Consider the following 15,673-nt stretch of genomic DNA (forward strand, 5'->3'; position numbering starts at 1 on the left):
ACAACCCGCCATGCAAATAGAGCGCCAGTGCCATGCAAAGTAATCCTGAAATCGCCACAGTCGAAACCGCCGGCAAGACCGCTCTGCACAAGCTGCTCATGGCTGGCATCGATCAAGGACATGTGTGGCCGGCCTTTCAACCGATCGTGGATATTCGATCTGGCAACGTCGCTGGCTTTGAAATCCTGGCCCGCTGGGGCGAACCGAGTACCGCTGAAACAAGCCCCATGACCTTCATCCCGCGTCTGGAGCAATATGGCCTGATAGATATCCTTTCGGACGCCCTTATAAGCCGTGCCTGCCGCGAGGCCATCGGCTGGCCAGGCCAATTCTCACTCGCCTTCAATATCTCGCCGCTTCAACTCACAAACGAGGATTTTCCGCACCGTCTTTCCGAAATCATCGCTACCACTGGTTTCCCGATGAATCGGGTAGAGCTGGAAGTCACCGAAGGGTCGTTGCTCTCCGACGATGATCAGGCTTATAGAACCCTGCATAAACTGAACGCCCTCGGCGTAAAGATCGGCATTGATGATTTCGGGACTGGCTATTCCAGCCTTGCCCGCCTGGAATCCTTCCCCTTTCATAAGCTGAAGATCGACAAACGTTTCGTGAGTACTCTCGACGTCGAACCGAGCAAGCGCCGTATCGCGGCGGCAGTGATCGGCCTTGGCCAAAGCCTGGGCATGACCGTTGTTGCCGAAGGAGTCGAAACTGCGGACGAAGAATCCATCTTGCGCAATCTCGGTTGCGATCTTGCGCAGGGATGGCTTTACAGCAAGGGCTTGCCGGCTCACCAAGCACTCTGCAAGCTCAATCGCCGGGGTGTCGTCAACGCAAGCGGCCGATCCTTAGATATCTCGCCGTTCCAGCAATTCCACCAACTTGCCAGCCTCTATGAGCAAGCACCGGTCGGGCTGTGTTTCCTGGACATGGACTTTAGGCACGTCCGCGTCAATGATCGCTTTGGCAGCATACTGGGTCTGACCGGCGTGGAAATTGAAGGCAAGACGATCTATGACCTCTTGGAAGGTGAAGTGCTGGAATCAGTCATCACGGTGTTGATGGAAGCAGCGGCAACAGGGGAGCCCGTCATTCGGGAATATGTTGTCGGAACCCGCGACATTCAAGTCATTAATACCAGGGTTCTCGACCTCGGCGGCAAGGAGATCGGCTATTCGATAGTCTCGATCGACGTTACCGAAGAAAATCGGCTCAAGGCAAACCTTATCTAGTCTGAATCGTCCAAGGCCGGCCTTAAACGACAAGGCGAACCACACCGGGTTTGCCGGAGGCCATTTGGTTTAAGTCATGCAGCCATGGCTGGTGCGTTCAGAATGACGTCATGCTACGCTTCTGTGCTTCTGTGCTTCGGTTCCGGCTGACGGTATGTTTTCGGTGGGCTCCAGGAGGCGTCGGTGGCTGAACAGTCGCCCTGTTCCAAAGTGGCGAATTGCATCGCTTCGAAGTTCCTCCACGGCCCGCGCCAATGGATGACCGGGTCTTAGGGAGACCGTTGGCCGAAACGCCATAGGTTCCCCGGGCATCACGTCGTCCGATGCCGCCGTTTCGGCTATCCGGGCAAGCTGCAACATGAATGGTGTCGAATGCCGTCGATATGGATCTCGGGACTTCGTGAGCCTTCTCCAATTGAGGCCCGGAAGGACGAACCTTAGCCGCCGGGCGGATACCCAGCGGCCGCGTTGCTGTTCATTGGCGGCTAGCTGTGTGTGATCTTGGTACCCAGCACGTTCAGGCATTCGCGCATGAATGCGGCAAGCCCGGTCCAGCCCTTGGCCGAAACCAGGTTCCCGTCGACATGGGCTTCGGTGGGCTTCACGTCGATATAGATGCCACCGACGGCCGTCACCTCAGGCTCACAGGCGCCGAGACCCGCGACCTTCCGGCCCTTGAGCACGCCCGGCACGGCCATCAGGATCTGCACGCCATGGCAGATGGTGAAGATCGGTTTTCCGGTCTCGTGAAAATGGCGAACCATGGCCTGAATGCGCTTGTCGGTGCGGATATATTCCGGACCGCGACCGCCGGCGGCATAGACCGCATCATAATCCTCGACCCGGACTTCGGAAAACGTCTTGTTGATATCGGCATAATGGCCGAGTTTTTCCGTATAGGTCTGGTCGCCCTCGAAATCGTGCAGCGAGGTCTTGATGCGGTCACCGGCCTTCTTGTCAGGGCAGATGACGTGGACTGTATGGCCCACTGCTTCCATCCCCTGCTGAAACACGAAGATTTCATATTCCTCGGTGAACTCGCCTGTCAGCATGAGGATTTTCTTGCCACTCATGTCATGTCTCCTGTTGTCATTGATTTTGGGTGGTGCCCGGAGCCGGCCGGGCACCGTTTCGGATCAGAATGGGGAATTGGGGAAATAGAACTGATCGGCATTTTCCGGCGTGATCAGCGGCGCTCCGAGCAGGAACGAACCCCGCACCGGCGCCTGTCCGTTGAACTGCGCGGCCGTCATATATATTGCCGACTTGATCATCGATGGCGGGTAAGGTGTCGAGATCGGCGTGCGCACGTTCTTCTCCTTCACCATCTCGATGACCTGCTTCATGCCGTTGCCGCCGAGAGCATATTTGATGTCCTTGCGTCCGGCATTGTCGACAGCCTCGAGAACGCCGAGCAGCATGTCGTCGTCATTGGCCCAGACGGCATCGATCTTCGGATATTTCGCCAGATAATCCTGCATCAGCTTGAAGGCTTCGTCCTGGTTCCAGTTGGCATACTGGATGTCGAGGGTCTTGATATTGCTCTTGTTGACGACGTCAGAGAAGCCCTTGATGCGCTCGTCGTCGATGACAGTCGGGATACCGCGCAACACGACGATCTGGCCCTCGCCACCCAGCTTGTCCACGAGCCAGTGGGCCGTGTTGGCGCCGACCGCGATGTTGTCGCCGGCGACATAAAGATCCTGCACGCTCGGATCGGTCAGACCACGGTCAACGACCGAAATGAAGGTGCCCTTCTGCTTGATCTGCTCTACCGGGCCGGTCAGTTCCTCGGACGTGAAGGGCAGGATGACGAGCGCATCAAGTTTGCGGCTTGCCGAAAGATCCTCAAGCGCCGAGACCTGCGCGGTGGCCGAAGCCGCCGTCGACAGCACCACGTCGATGTTCGGGAAGGCGGCCTCGATTTCCTTTTCGGCCTGTTCGGCATGATAGACGACTCCCCCCGTCCATCCATGCGTCGCGGCGGGGATCGACACGGCGATCGTCACCTTCTTGTCTTCGGCCTGAGCACCGCCAAGAGGCAGGACAAGGGCCAATGCGGCAGTTGATAACAACAGTCCGGCTTTCTGGATAATAGACTTCATTTTCTCCTCCTTTTGAAGTCAGTGCTGTTTTCAGCGGTTGGCAGTAAAGCGGTGCGCCAGCATGGCGATGATGATGATCGCACCCTGTACGGCGGCGACGAGGTATTCCGAGACCATGTCCGAGAGGACCATGACGTTGGCGATGACCTCGAGAATGAGCGCGCCGGCCACCGTGCCGCCGATGCGCCCACGCCCGCCGCGAAGAAGGGTGCCGCCGATCACGACGGCGGTGATGACCTGCAGTTCCCACAGCTGTCCGGTCGTCGGCGTCGCTGCACCCAGGCGCGGCACGTAACAGATCGCCGCAATCGCCACGCAGACACCTTGAATGACGTAGGCGCCGGTGCGCACGGCCGCGACGTTGACGCCGGAAAAGCGCGCGACCTCGACATTGGAGCCGGCCGATGTCAGGCGGCGGCCATATTTGGTTTTGTAAAGCAGGAACGCGCCGATCATGACGACGACGAAGGTAATGAGCACCGGATAGGGAATGCCGAAAATGCTGCCGAAATAGACCGGCCGATAGGCATCGCGCAGACCACGGTCGATGGGCAGCGAACCGCCATTCGTCATGAAGGTGATGAAGGCGCGGAAAATCCCCATTGTGCCGAGCGTCACGATGAAGGGCTCGATGCGTCCCACCGTCACGATCAGGCCATTGAACAGTCCGCAGAGCGCACCGACCATCAGCGCCACGCCCGCTCCCATCGGGATGGCCCAGCCGCCGAAAGACGGGGCGAGATGGTTCATTACCATGATCATGATGCCGGTCACGAAGGCCATCATGGAGCCGACCGACAGGTCGAGACCGCCTGACGAGATCACGAAGGTCGCTCCGACGGCGATGATGGCGACGAAGGCGCTGCGTGTGATGACGTTGATCAGGTTGGCCGACGCCACGAAATTGGAGTTCACCAGCGCGCCGATGAGGACGATCACGGCGAGCGCGATGAAGGGTGCCAGATCCGCCCAGCGGATGCGGTTGCCCTCGTCAACGGGTATGATTGTCGTTGTTGCTGTCGCTGCGGTCATGTTCGTCCTCCCCGACGACGTCGCGTCCACCGACCGTGGCGGCGTAGACGACATTTTCCTCATTGATTTCAGCGCCGAAAAGTTCGGCGACGATCCTGCCGGCCCGCATCACGAGAACGCGGTCGGCGAGCCCCACCAGCTCCGACATTTCCGACGAGATGACGATGCAGGCCTTGCCTCCCCGCACCATCGCGTCGATGAATTCGTAGATCTGGCTCTTGTTGCCGATGTCGATGCCGCGCGTCGGTTCGTCGATGATCACCACCGAAGGGTCGGTAAGCATGACCTTGGCGAGCAGCAGTTTCTGCTGGTTGCCTCCCGAAAGTTTTCCAGCTTCCAGCCGCAGCGACCGGACGCGGATATCGTAGTCCGCCACGGCATCCGCGAGGCGGGAAAGCTCGCGCCGCTTGTCGAGAACCGCGCGCGGATTGACGGTATCCAGTGCCTGAAGCGTCAGGTTGGGGCCAAGCTTCTCCTCCAGAAGCAGGCCCTTTCCCTTTCGATCCTCAGTCAGGTAGACAAGGCCAGCCTCCATCATCGTTCGGACCGAGCGGTGTTTGATCTCCTTGCCGTTGAGGATGACGTTGCCTGCCCGTGACGGACGAAGGCCCATCAGCCCTTCGATCAGTTCGGTACGCCCGGCCCCAATCATGCCGCCGATGCCGAGCACCTCCCCGGGACGGACGCTGAAGCTCGCGGTTTCTGCGCCGTGGTCGACCGCCAGATCCGTGACCGAGAGAATGGGCGCGCCTTCCGCAGGCGGGCGTTTGTGGGGATAAAGCATCTCCAGTTCCCGCCCGACCATGAGTTCGGCCATTTCACGCTGGCTGAGGCCGGCGGCCGGCCAGGTGCCGATCATGCAGCCGTCCCGCAGGACGGTGATGCGGTCGGCAAGCGCCTGCACCTCATCCAGACGATGGGAGATATAAAGAACCGCCACACCGTGATCGCGCAGCCTCCTGACGATATCGAGCAGCGCCGTGACCTCGTCATTGGCCAGAACCGCCGTCGGCTCGTCCAGAATGACGACCTTGCGGTCGTCGAGAAGTGCACGTGCAATCTGCACAAGCTGGCGCTGGGCAAGCGGCAATTCACTGACACGGTCACGCGGGCGCGCCGTCGAGCCGACCCTTGCCAGCAGCTCGGCCGTGCGGCGGTTCATCGCCCGGTCATCGACCATCGGGCCACGGCCGACTTCACGTCCAAGAAACAGGTTTTCCGCAACCGTAAGGTCCGCGGCGAGCAGGATTTCCTGATGCACCAGCACGATGCCGGCGTTTTCCGCTTCCACTGCGTTGCGAAACTCTACCGGCTGGCCATCCATGAACAGCCGGCCTTCCGTCGGCGCGACGTGACCGGACAACAGCTTCATCAGCGTTGACTTGCCGGCGCCGTTTTCGCCGATGATGGCGTGAACCTCTCCGGCGCGGACATCGAGCGTCAGGTCCGACAGGACGGTGATCGGGCCATAGGCTTTACAAAGCCCATCGGCCCGAAGGGTTGCGACCGCCGGACTTTCCGGCGACGCCAGGGGGTGGGGCGACAGGACCGCGTTCATTCGAAAGCCGAAAGCAACCGGTCGCGCGAACGTTCGATATGGATGCGCATGGCATCGACCGCCGCCTGCGGATCACCAGACCGAAATGCCGCAAGCAAATTCTCGTGCTCCTCGAGAGCCTCCTGCGTCACGCGTGTATGAAACATCAGCCGGAAGATGTGCAGATGGACATGCTGGTTCGACAGTGTACTGCGGATCACATCGTTTCCGGCAATCTTGAGAATCTTGTCGTGGAATTGTGCGTCCGCACGGGCAAAGCGCGAATACCGCGTGTTGCGGTCAACCGGTGCCTCGCCATTGCCCATATCCGCTGCGGAATTTTCAAGCTGCCGCAACGCCTCGGGGGTCATGTTGAGAGTTGCGAGCCTTGCGGCTTCCGGCTCGACCAGAAGACGGAAGGCATAAAGATCCTCGAACTGCTTTTTCGTCCACTGCGGCGCCGCGCTGTAACCGACCAGATGCTCCTTGCGCACAAGCCCTTCACGCTCGAGACGGCTCAAGGCTTCGCGGATCGGCGTTTGGGAGACGCCGATTTCGCGGGCCAGCACATCGATCGGAATACGCGCGCCGGGCGCGATCTCCAGGGACATCAGCCGATGGTAGATGTTGTCGTAAACGCCATCGACCACGCTGCTCGGGCGAATGCTTGCCGCTTTCGCCTCCCGTTCCGCCGTAAATGCCACTTTCACTCTCCAATTGCTTCTTGACACGTCGGCATTTGTTACAAATAAGATATCGTATGTCAAATACAATATCGTATATGATCTGATATAGGATTTTAAGATGAAGCTGCAACCGGAACGGCTCCGGCGTCTGGCGACGGCCCTGCTCGAAGGGCGGCGCGTCCCGCCCGACAGTGCTTGCCTCCAGGCTGATCTGCTTATCGAGGCCGAACTGCGCGGGCTGCCTTCGCATGGCCTGCAACGGCTGCCGCTCATTCTTTCCCGGCTGGACAAGGGAATTGCAGACGCCCGGGCACACGGGACCGCGACATGGCACAGGAAATCTTTTCTCAGCGTTGACGGCGACCGTGGCCTCGGACCCGTGGTGGTGATGCACACGATGCAGACCATGCGAAGCGTGTTGGGCGAAACGGGAATCGCTGTCGCTGCCATCCGCAACGCCAATCACATCGGTATGCTGGCCTATTATGCGGAGGCCGCCGCAAGGGACGGCCTGATCGGCGTCGTCATGTCGACCAGTGAGGCGCTCGTGCATCCCTTCGGCGGGACGCAGGCAATGCTCGGCACCAATCCCATCGCAATCGGCATACCCGCTGGTGACCGGCCTTTCGTGCTCGATCTCGCTACCAGTGTCGTTTCCATGGGCAAGATCAACAATCACGCAATGCGCGGAGTGCCGATCCCGTCTGGCTGGGCCATGGACGCTGAAGGCCACCCGACCACCGACCCTCGGGCGGCCAAGACCGGGGCGATAGCGCCTTTCGGTGGTGCGAAAGGTTACGGCCTCGGCCTCGCGATCGAACTTCTGGTCGCGGCGCTCGCCGGTTCCGATCTCGCGCCCGACGTTCATGGAACGCTTGACGATACCTATCCGGCCAACAAGGGCGATCTTCTCATTCTTATCGATACGGCAGCGGGAGATGGCAGCGTCCGGTCGCTTGCGACCTATCTCGACCGTCTGCGCCTGTCCCGCCCGGCCGATCCCGCCAGTCCGGTCGCAATCCCGGGGGACGGCGCGCGTCAGCGCCGCGCCGAGACGCAATGCGCGGGAATAGAGCTGCCGCAGCCGCTTTTAGATCAGCTTATGGCGCTCGAGGCCGCCTGAATTATCGGAGGAGACACGGAATGAACCTTTTCGGCACATTGAGGGCGCCGCGCGAACTGCTTTTCGGCGCCGGGCAGCGGCATGCCCTCGGCAGCATCGCCGTGAGGCTCGGTAAGCGGGCGCTGATCGTCACGGATACACGCCTCGCGACGGATGACGATTTCCTCCTGCTTGTGCGGCAGCTTGAAGATGCCGGTCTTGCAATCCTGGTCGACAGCTCCACCCTTCCGGACGTTCCCGTCGATTCCGCCGCAAGCAGCGCCGCGCGTGCCCGCAGCTTTGCACCCGATCTCGTTATCGGCATCGGCGGCGGGTCATGCCTGGACATGGCAAAATGCCTGGCTCTGCTTCTCACCCATGGCGGCAGGCCGCAGGACTATTATGGCGAGCACACCGTGCCGGGGGCTGTGATGCCGTTGATCGCCATTCCCACCACCGCCGGCACAGGCTCGGAGGTGACACCCGTCGCCGTGCTTTCCGATGTCGAGCGCAGCCTGAAGGTCGGTATTTCGAGCCCCCATCTGATCCCGACCGTCTCCATCTGCGACCCGGAACTCACCCTGTCCTGTCCGCCGGGACTGACGGCAATTGCCGGTGCCGACGCGCTGACACATGCGATCGAGGCCTTCACGGCGATCCGGCGCGACCCCTTTCCGGGCATCGCGCAGCAGCGCGTTTTCGTCGGCAAGAACGAAATGTCGGATCACTTCGCGCTCAGTGCCATAACATTGTTGTGGCAGGGCCTTGAAGCCGCCTGCCGGAATGGCGCTGATCAGACAGCGCGTGAAAAGGTGATGCTGGGCGCGACGCTTGCGGGGCTTGCCTTCGGCGTGGCGGGAACCGCCGCTGCCCACGCCATCCAGTATCCTGTCGGGGCGCTTACCCATACAGCCCACGGCCTCGGCGTCGCCTGCCTCATGCCCTATGTCATGACCTGGAACGCGCCGGTCATCCGAACCGAGCTTGCGAGGATAGCGCAGGCCGCCGGTCTCGACGGGCCGGATGATGTCATTCCCGAACTCCTGTCGCTGTTTGCGCGGATCGGCATTCCGTCGACGCTCTGCGAGCTCGGTCTTGAGGAGAGCCGGATCGGCTGGGTGGCGGAACAAAGTATCGGCATCACCCGTCTGATACAGAACAATCCACGGCCCCTGAACCCGCAAGAAATGCACACCCTCGTCGCCGCCGCCTATAATGGCGACCGGTCACGCCTGAACTGAATCAACAAGGATCTCCGCCATGACGTTCCACACCAAGATCACCGGTTATGCCGATCCCGCCCTTCACGCCGAGGGCCTTTATATCGGGGGCAAATGGCACAAGGGCGGCGGAATAGCCGTGATGGATCCATCGACGGGCAACAGGCTCGCTGAAGTGGCTGATGCCTCCGTCGAAGACGCCATGCGCGCCGTTGATGCGGCGGAGGCGGCGGCCACCGCATGGCGTGCCACCCCGGCCCGGCAGCGCTCGGAAATCCTGCGCCGCTGGTTCCAGCTGATGACGCAGCACGCCGAGGAACTCGCCACGCTCATTGCGCTGGAAAACGGCAAGGCGCTGCCCGATGCACGCGGCGAAGTGGCCTATGCCGCCGAATTTTTCCGCTGGTATGCGGAAGAGGCAACGCGCATTCCAGGCGAATTCCGGCACACTCCTTCCGGTTCGCACCACATCCTCGTCGACCACGAGCCGATTGGGATCGCCGTCCTGATTACGCCATGGAATTTTCCAGCCGCCATGGCGACCCGCAAGATCGGCCCGGCACTTGCGGCAGGCTGCACGGTGATTCTGAAACCCGCCTCCGAGACGCCGTTGACGGCCTATGCCATGGCCCGGCTTGGCGAGGAGGCAGGTGTGCCGGCCGGCGTCGTCAACGTGCTGACCACCAGCAATCCGAGCGGGGTGACGAATGCCATGCTCGCCGATCCGCGTGTGCGTAAACTCTCCTTCACCGGCTCGACCGGTGTCGGTCGCACGCTTCTCGCTGAAGCCGCCAAGTCGGTGGTCAGTTGTTCGATGGAACTTGGCGGCAACGCACCTTTCCTCGTTTTCGACGATGCCGATCTGGAAGCCGCTCTTGACGGTGCGATGATTGCCAAGATGCGCAATGCCGGCGAGGCCTGCACTGCGGCCAACCGCTTCTATGTTCAGGCGGGCATACATGACGCCTTCGTCGCCGGTCTCACGGCGCGCATGGCGGCGCTGAAGATCGGTCCGGGTTATGATCCGGCCACGCAATGTGGCCCAATGATTACCACCAACGCCGTGCGCAAGATCGACAGGCTCGTGACTGGCGCGATCGCATTGGGCGCGCGCGCGACGACCGGCGGCAAACCGCTTGCGGAAAACGGCTATTTCTATCCGCCGACCGTGCTCGAAAACGTTCCGACCGATGCCGCAATCGCGCGCGAGGAAATCTTCGGCCCCGTCGCGCCGGTCTACAAATTCGAGAGCGAGGATGATGCCGTCCGGCTGGCGAACAATACCGAATATGGTCTTGCCGCCTATATCTACAGTCGTGACCTGAAACGTGCTTTGGCGGTGGGCAAGCGCCTGGAAACCGGCATGCTTGGTATCAACAGGGGCCTGATGTCCGATCCGGCCGCACCCTTTGGCGGTGTCAAGCAGAGCGGCCTTGGCCGGGAAGGCGGCGTTACCGGCATACTGGAATTCATGGAGGCAAAGTATTACGCAGTGGATTATTGATCGTGCAGGAACAGACGATGACGCCACAGGACCTCTACCGGATTCGTGACTTCGTACCTGACTTTGACGCAATTGCGGCCGAATTCGCGGCGCGCAGCCGGGAGCTTTCGGCCAGGGCGGAGGTGCGGGCCGACATACGATATGGTCCCGGCAGCCGGGAGGTTATTGACATCATCCTGCCGGAGCGGCCGAGCGCCAAAGCACCTCTGCACGTCTTTGTCCACGGCGGGTACTGGCGTTCGGGCGAAAAGGAAAACTATCGCTTTGTGGCAGCGCCCATTCTTGCTGCCGGCGGCGTTGCGGCGCTGATCGAATACGACCTCATGCCCGGCGCGCGGCTCCAGGTGCTGGTCGATCAGGTGCGACGGGGTGTTTCCTGGCTGCAGCGGCACGCCGGCGATTTCGGCGCCGATCCCCGACGCCTCACCGTCAGCGGCCATTCCGCGGGTGCGCATCTCGCCTCGTTCCTGGCGGCGAGAGGCCCGAGGGAGGTAGAAACGGCACCGTTGCCGGCCTTGCAGGGTCTTCTCCTGCTCAGCGGCATCTACGACCTCTCGGGAATACCCGACAGTTTCCTGCGCGACGAGGCGAGGATGACGCCTGCGGAGGCGGAGGCATGGTCGCCGTTGTCTGCGATCCCAGTCGAATGCCCGATGCGGCTCATCGCATTCGGGGCCGATGAAACATCACCCTTCCTCGATCAGGCCGCCAGCCTTCACACGATGCTGCGGGACCAAAGCCAGTCTGCAAGGATCATGGATGTGCCCCACCGCAACCACATGAGCGTCGTGCTCGAACTCGGCGACCCAACTTCGGTGCTCGGCAAGTGTCTCGCCGATATGATCGCGGGTGCCTAGCTCGGGCCTCATTACCAGGCTGTCTCTCCATCTGCCGTCACTCTAGATATTGTAGCGCAGCGAGGCAGGTCGAGAGTGGTGTAGTGAGCAGTCGCTCTACTCGTTAAAGTCGTTCCGTTGCCAGGAATTGACTGAACCGTGCGGACGTCGGAGATGCAAACATCTGCGCGGGTTCGCCTTCTTCCTCGATTTGCCCCTTGTGGAGGAAAACGACCTTGTTGGAAACCTCGCGTGCGAAAGCCATTTCGTGCGTCACCACCAACATGGTCCGTCCTTCTTCAGCGAGTGAGCGCATGACTTTCAGGACTTCGCCGACGAGTTCGGGATCGAGCGCCGATGTCGGCTCATCGAACAGCATCACCCTTGGCCGCTGGGCGAGCGCACGGGCGATTGCAGCGCGCTGCTGTTGGCCGCCGGAGAGATGGCCGGGATAGGCATGCCGCTTGTCGGCAATCCCCACCCTTTCGAGCAGGGCTTCCGCTTCCGCGATACATTCGCCGCGGTCACGGCCCTGCACGTGGATCGGCGCCTCGATCACGTTTTCCAGAATGGTCATGTGTGACCAGAGATTGAAGCTCTGGAAAACCATGCTGACATGTTGCCTGATACGGTCCACCTGCCGTCTGTCCGCGGGCACCGCCTTGTTGCCGCGCTTTTTCATTCTGATGGTTTCACCGGCGATGGTGATATCGCCGCTGTCGGGCGTCTCAAGCATGTTCACGCAGCGAAGCATGGTCGATTTTCCGGAACCGGACGAACCGAGAATGGAGATCACGTCTCCTTCCCGCGCTTCGAGATTGATACCCTTGAGGACCTCGACCGGGCCAAACGACTTGTGGAGATTGCGCACCGAGACAGCGGCCACATTCTTTTCTTCGACGGCGACGGGGTTCAGCTTTGTGCTGGACATTATTCCCTCCTTCATGCGGCTTGCGCCGGTTGCAGACGCAGGTGCGGTGAAAGTCCGTATTCGACAATTGCGACGATGCGCGTGAGTATTAGGTTGATTGCCAGATAGATCGCACCAGCGACGCAGAACACTTCAAAGGCCCTGAAGCTGTCGGCAATCAGCTTTCCGGCCAGTCCCGTTACCTCCATGATCGTGATAACAGAGGCGAGTGCCGTCGCCTTGACCATGAGGACGATCTCGTTGCCGTAACCGGGCAGCGCCTGCCGGAAGGCGATCGGGAAGATGATGCGCCTGAAAAGCAGGAGGCCGGACATTCCGCAGGCGCGTGCCGCTTCCACCTGCTGTGCCGGAACCGATTGCAACGCACCGCGGAAAATCTCGCCGGAATAGGCCGTGGTGTTGAGCGTCAGCGCAATGACGGCGCACCAATAGGGTTCGCGCAGGATCGTCCAGAGGCCCCATGCCTGTAACGTCGGGCGAAACTGTCCCAACCCATAATAGATGAGGAATATCTGCACCAGAAGAGGCGAGCCGCGGAACACGAACACATAGGCGCTGGCGAATTTCTTGCCGGCCACGCCACCGGAAACGGCAAGGACAGCGAGGCCTGTTGCGAGCAGCGTTCCCGCCGATATCGAAATCGCCGCCATGCTCAAAGTCAGCGGCAATCCCTTGATAAGTGTCTCGAAGGTTTCCAGAAGGAAGGTGATTTCCATCAGATTGCCCTCCTGAAGCCGCGCATGGTCCGGTTTTCCAATCGCCCGAACAGGATCGAGGAGACCCAGGTGATCACCAGATAAAGGACAAGTGCCGTGAGGTAGAATTCGAATGGTTTGCGTGTCGAACCGGCGGCTATCTGCGATTGACGCAGGATTTCAACGAGGCCTGTGACGGATATCAGCGCCGATTCCTTCAGCACCAGTTGCCAGGTGTTGCCAAGCCCGGGTGTGGCGTAACGCAGCACGAGCGGAACAACGATGCGGCGAAATTTCCGCCATGGCCGCATGCCGACCGAATCCGCCGCTTCGAGTTCTCCACGTGAAACCGCGCGATAGGCGCCGCGCAGGACTTCTGCCTGATAGGCTGCCGAGACAATGCCGAGGGCAATCGTTCCCGTGAGGAAGGCCGGCATGCCGATGTAACCATCATAGCCGGCAAAGGCGCCGATGTAGCTGAGCAGCGCACCGCCGCCGAAATAGAAGAGATAGACCACGAGAAGATCGGGCACGCCACGCAGCACGGTCGTGTAGCAGCCGCCGATCCAGCGCAGCGGGGCGATCGATGAGAGCTTCATGCCGGCAACGATCGTGCCGAGCACCGATCCGGTTAGAAAACCGCACACGGATACGGCGATCGTCACCATCATTGCCGAGGCCAGAAGGCCGCCCCATCCTCCCTGTCCGAAGCCGACAAGCGCGACATAGTTTTTGATTGCATCCATTGGTTCCCCTTTTTTTATAATTCAGGCCAGCCCGGATAGTCGCCGGTGCTGCCATATCCTCTCAAGCTTCGACATGTTCTTGAGGGAGCTTTGTATGTGCGCGCTGGCCGCCTTGGCGGCCGCTTCCGGGTCACGGGCGATAATGGCGTCCGCAATTGCCCGGTGCTCGTCGAGGTCGGTATGTTCGAGATCCACCCAGAGAACTTCGAGCCACAGCGCCAGCCGAAGCTGCTGGTAAATCTGGTCCGTTACCCGGACGAGTGCGTCGTTCTTTGTTGCCTCGGCAATGACACGGTGGATGTGGAGGCCGAGATGAAGGTTCTCCGCCGCTGCCGAGGGCGCCATGGTGTCGGTATCCTTCAGCGCCACCATCTGGTCGATGACGTCCCGCAGGCGGTCCAGATCCTCGTCGGTTGCCTTCTCGCAGGCCAGTTTCGCCGCACACACGTCAATTGCCTCGCGCACGACGAGAAGGTTGCAGAAGCCGGTTATATCGAGATCCGCGACGGTATAGCCGAGATTGCGCTGGCCGGTGATCAGGCCTTCTTCTTCCAGCTTCATCAGTGCCTCGCGAAGGGGGGTCCGGCTCACGCCGAAACGTTTGGCGAGCGTGTTTTCCGAAAGGCGCTCCGATGGGCGAAGCTGCCCGTTGAGGATCAGATCCTTCAACTGGCTATATGTCGCTTCCCGCAGCGAAACTTTGGGCTCGTTAACTTTTGCGGACACCGTCGCCTCATTTCTCTCGCCACTGGCGAAGCTTTCCGTCGCTTGCTCTGGTTCGTTTCGGCAAGGCCGGTTCAAATTTCGAGCTTGCATCCAAATTGATGTACAAATATGTATACAACATTGAGCACATCAATCAATCATCTTTTCTCGGTCTTGAGAGATGAAAGTTGCGGCGCTCGTTCGGATGCTGAAAGACGAGTTTCGGGAGGGTAAATGACGGAAATTCTGGACATGGACGCGCTTCGCGCCCGCTTCGGCAAAGCATCCGGCGGGGATGTCTTCGATCCTGAATTCGCGCAGGTGGCCAGGCTCGTTTTTGGTGAGGGCGATAGCCGGCAGGCACCCTATTGCGGGTTGCCGTCGCTGCTGCGCGCGCCCTATCGCCCGGATCTGGCGCCTTCATTCGAAGGGCTGGATGTGGCGCTTCTGGGTGTGCCGATGGACCTCGGTGTCACCAACCGTCCAGGTGCGCGGTTCGGGCCAAGAGCGGTCCGCAATGTCGAGCGCGTCGGTCCCTACGAACATGTTCTGAGGGCGGTGCCGACGGCCCATGTCCGTGTTGCCGATGTTGGCGATGTGCCATTTCGCAGCCGTTTCGATCTTGCCGCATCACATGAAGATATCGAGCACTTCATAGGTTCGATCGTTGCTGCCGGGGTGGTGCCACTGTCCGTTGGCGGCGATCATTCTATGGGATTGCCGATTTTGCGCGCCATCGGGCGCGACAGGCCGGTCGGCATGATCCATATCGATGCCCATTGCGATACGGGCGGCTCCTTCGAAGGGTGCAAATTCCACCATGGCGGCCCGTTTCGGCAGGCCGTGCTGGACGGCGTTCTCGATCCGCGACGGACGATCCAGATCGGCATTCGCGGTAATTCCGAATATCTCTGGGAGTTTTCCTACGCTTCCGGAATGACAGTCATCCACGCCGAGGAAGTGGATGAAATGGGGCTGAAGGCGGTGATCGCCAAGGCGCGTGAAATCGCCGGTGACGGCCCCACTTACGTCAGCTTCGATGTGGATTCGCTCGATCCGGCGTTTGCGCCGGGAACCGGAACGCCGGAGGTGGGTGGCCTCACCTCTGCGCAGGCGCTCGGAATTCTTCGCGGTCTCAAGGGTCTCGATATTGTCGGCGGCGATGTGGTCGAGATAGCGCCGCAATACGATCCCTCGACGAACACCGCGCAGGTTGCCGCACAGGTCCTGTTCGAACTGCTTTGCCTGACGGCGGAGGCTTTCACAATCAGAAAAGTACCAGGGAGAAATGCCTGAACATTTGAAATTCAACCGCCGAGCATCGATGCGAGGCCAACAA

15 protein-coding genes and 1 pseudogene are annotated in these 15,673 nt (G+C 60.5%); 6 read left to right on the forward strand and 10 right to left on the reverse strand.

Features of this window, described 5'->3' with window-relative positions; genetic code table 11:
* Positions 1–32: 32 nt before the first annotated feature.
* Positions 33–1,235 carry a sensor domain-containing phosphodiesterase gene (locus O3S81_RS21370; RefSeq protein WP_269346467.1) on the forward strand — a complete coding sequence of 401 codons (1,203 nt, stop codon included), beginning with the start codon at positions 33–35 and terminating at the stop codon, positions 1,233–1,235.
* Positions 1,236–1,343: 108 nt separating this feature from the next.
* Here O3S81_RS21370 and O3S81_RS21375 read toward each other — a convergent pair.
* The 6 genes and pseudogenes from O3S81_RS21375 to O3S81_RS21400 form a co-directional block, all read right to left on the reverse strand.
* Positions 1,344–1,498 (reverse strand): annotated as a pseudogene (locus O3S81_RS21375) (IS3 family transposase); the annotation flags it as partial.
* A 222-nt stretch (positions 1,499–1,720) separates the two neighbouring features.
* Positions 1,721–2,308 (reverse strand): DJ-1/PfpI family protein, encoded by a 588-nt coding sequence (locus tag O3S81_RS21380; protein WP_269346469.1) that lies wholly within the window; start codon positions 2,306–2,308, stop codon positions 1,721–1,723.
* Positions 2,309–2,371: 63 nt separating this feature from the next.
* Positions 2,372–3,340 carry a substrate-binding domain-containing protein gene (locus O3S81_RS21385; RefSeq protein WP_269346471.1) on the reverse strand — a complete coding sequence of 323 codons (969 nt, stop codon included), beginning with the start codon at positions 3,338–3,340 and terminating at the stop codon, positions 2,372–2,374.
* Between the two features lie 30 nt (positions 3,341–3,370).
* Positions 3,371–4,372, reverse strand: a complete 1,002-nt coding sequence (locus O3S81_RS21390; RefSeq protein WP_269346473.1) for an ABC transporter permease — start codon at positions 4,370–4,372, stop codon at positions 3,371–3,373.
* A complete protein-coding gene (locus O3S81_RS21395) occupies positions 4,332–5,930 on the reverse strand; it encodes a sugar ABC transporter ATP-binding protein (RefSeq protein WP_269346474.1) in 1,599 nt (532 codons plus the stop codon). Before O3S81_RS21395 ends, O3S81_RS21390 begins: the two co-directional genes overlap by 41 nt.
* A complete protein-coding gene (locus O3S81_RS21400; RefSeq protein ID WP_269346475.1) occupies positions 5,927–6,619 on the reverse strand; it encodes a GntR family transcriptional regulator in 693 nt (230 codons plus the stop codon). Before O3S81_RS21400 ends, O3S81_RS21395 begins: the two co-directional genes overlap by 4 nt.
* A gap of 94 nt (positions 6,620–6,713) precedes the next feature.
* On the opposite strand from O3S81_RS21400, the gene O3S81_RS21405 reads away from it, so the two are divergent.
* The 4 genes from O3S81_RS21405 to O3S81_RS21420 are packed head-to-tail and all read left to right on the forward strand — an operon-like array spanning position 6,714 to position 11,278.
* Positions 6,714–7,718, forward strand: coding sequence for an Ldh family oxidoreductase (locus O3S81_RS21405; protein WP_269346476.1), 1,005 nt, complete (start codon positions 6,714–6,716; stop codon positions 7,716–7,718).
* 20 nt (positions 7,719–7,738) lie between these two features.
* Positions 7,739–8,938: an iron-containing alcohol dehydrogenase gene (locus O3S81_RS21410; protein ID WP_269346478.1), complete on the forward strand. Its 1,200-nt coding sequence runs from the start codon at positions 7,739–7,741 to the stop codon at positions 8,936–8,938.
* 19 nt (positions 8,939–8,957) lie between these two features.
* On the forward strand, positions 8,958–10,421 hold the full coding sequence (locus O3S81_RS21415) for an NAD-dependent succinate-semialdehyde dehydrogenase (protein WP_269346480.1): 1,464 nt from the start codon (positions 8,958–8,960) through the stop codon (positions 10,419–10,421).
* Between the two features lie 17 nt (positions 10,422–10,438).
* Positions 10,439–11,278: an alpha/beta hydrolase gene (locus O3S81_RS21420; RefSeq protein WP_269346482.1), complete on the forward strand. Its 840-nt coding sequence runs from the start codon at positions 10,439–10,441 to the stop codon at positions 11,276–11,278.
* A gap of 103 nt (positions 11,279–11,381) precedes the next feature.
* Here the strand turns inward: O3S81_RS21420 and O3S81_RS21425 are convergent, their stop codons facing one another.
* The 4 genes from O3S81_RS21425 to O3S81_RS21440 are packed head-to-tail and all read right to left on the reverse strand — an operon-like array spanning position 11,382 to position 14,355.
* Positions 11,382–12,188, reverse strand: coding sequence for an ABC transporter ATP-binding protein (locus O3S81_RS21425; RefSeq protein ID WP_269346483.1), 807 nt, complete (start codon positions 12,186–12,188; stop codon positions 11,382–11,384).
* An 11-nt stretch (positions 12,189–12,199) separates the two neighbouring features.
* Entirely contained in the window at positions 12,200–12,904 is a 705-nt protein-coding gene (locus O3S81_RS21430; RefSeq protein WP_269346485.1) for an ABC transporter permease, read from the reverse strand.
* Complete coding sequence (locus O3S81_RS21435; RefSeq protein ID WP_269346487.1) at positions 12,904–13,629, reverse strand: ABC transporter permease; 726 nt, start codon at positions 13,627–13,629, stop codon at positions 12,904–12,906. The genes O3S81_RS21430 and O3S81_RS21435 overlap by 1 nt, the downstream gene beginning before the upstream one ends.
* Positions 13,630–13,650: 21 nt before the next feature.
* Positions 13,651–14,355 carry a GntR family transcriptional regulator gene (locus O3S81_RS21440; protein WP_269346489.1) on the reverse strand — a complete coding sequence of 235 codons (705 nt, stop codon included), beginning with the start codon at positions 14,353–14,355 and terminating at the stop codon, positions 13,651–13,653.
* A gap of 213 nt (positions 14,356–14,568) precedes the next feature.
* Here O3S81_RS21440 and speB point away from each other — a divergent pair, with 213 nt between their 5' ends.
* Positions 14,569–15,630, forward strand: coding sequence for an agmatinase (gene speB / locus O3S81_RS21445; RefSeq protein WP_269346490.1), 1,062 nt, complete (start codon positions 14,569–14,571; stop codon positions 15,628–15,630).
* The last annotated feature ends 43 nt before the right edge of the window (positions 15,631–15,673 follow it).

The organism is Agrobacterium sp. SOY23, assembly GCF_027212525.1.
GTDB lineage: Bacteria > Pseudomonadota > Alphaproteobacteria > Rhizobiales > Rhizobiaceae > Agrobacterium > Agrobacterium tumefaciens_I.

What these genes read in the sequence shown, in the direction of transcription:
- O3S81_RS21370 (WP_269346467.1), top strand. Translation starts at nt 33, where the DNA reads ATGCAAAGTAATCCTGAAATCGCCACAGTCGAAACCGCCGGCAAGACC.
- O3S81_RS21380 (WP_269346469.1), bottom strand. Translation starts at nt 2,308, where the DNA reads ATGAGTGGCAAGAAAATCCTCATGCTGACAGGCGAGTTCACCGAGGAA.
- O3S81_RS21385 (WP_269346471.1), bottom strand. Translation starts at nt 3,340, where the DNA reads ATGAAGTCTATTATCCAGAAAGCCGGACTGTTGTTATCAACTGCCGCA.
- O3S81_RS21390 (WP_269346473.1), bottom strand. Translation starts at nt 4,372, where the DNA reads ATGACCGCAGCGACAGCAACAACGACAATCATACCCGTTGACGAGGGC.
- O3S81_RS21395 (WP_269346474.1), bottom strand. Translation starts at nt 5,930, where the DNA reads ATGAACGCGGTCCTGTCGCCCCACCCCCTGGCGTCGCCGGAAAGTCCG.
- O3S81_RS21405 (WP_269346476.1), top strand. Translation starts at nt 6,714, where the DNA reads ATGAAGCTGCAACCGGAACGGCTCCGGCGTCTGGCGACGGCCCTGCTC.
- O3S81_RS21410 (WP_269346478.1), top strand. Translation starts at nt 7,739, where the DNA reads ATGAACCTTTTCGGCACATTGAGGGCGCCGCGCGAACTGCTTTTCGGC.
- O3S81_RS21415 (WP_269346480.1), top strand. Translation starts at nt 8,958, where the DNA reads ATGACGTTCCACACCAAGATCACCGGTTATGCCGATCCCGCCCTTCAC.
- O3S81_RS21420 (WP_269346482.1), top strand. Translation starts at nt 10,439, where the DNA reads ATGACGCCACAGGACCTCTACCGGATTCGTGACTTCGTACCTGACTTT.
- O3S81_RS21425 (WP_269346483.1), bottom strand. Translation starts at nt 12,188, where the DNA reads ATGTCCAGCACAAAGCTGAACCCCGTCGCCGTCGAAGAAAAGAATGTG.
- O3S81_RS21430 (WP_269346485.1), bottom strand. Translation starts at nt 12,904, where the DNA reads ATGGAAATCACCTTCCTTCTGGAAACCTTCGAGACACTTATCAAGGGA.
- O3S81_RS21435 (WP_269346487.1), bottom strand. Translation starts at nt 13,629, where the DNA reads ATGGATGCAATCAAAAACTATGTCGCGCTTGTCGGCTTCGGACAGGGA.
- speB (WP_269346490.1), top strand. Translation starts at nt 14,569, where the DNA reads ATGACGGAAATTCTGGACATGGACGCGCTTCGCGCCCGCTTCGGCAAA.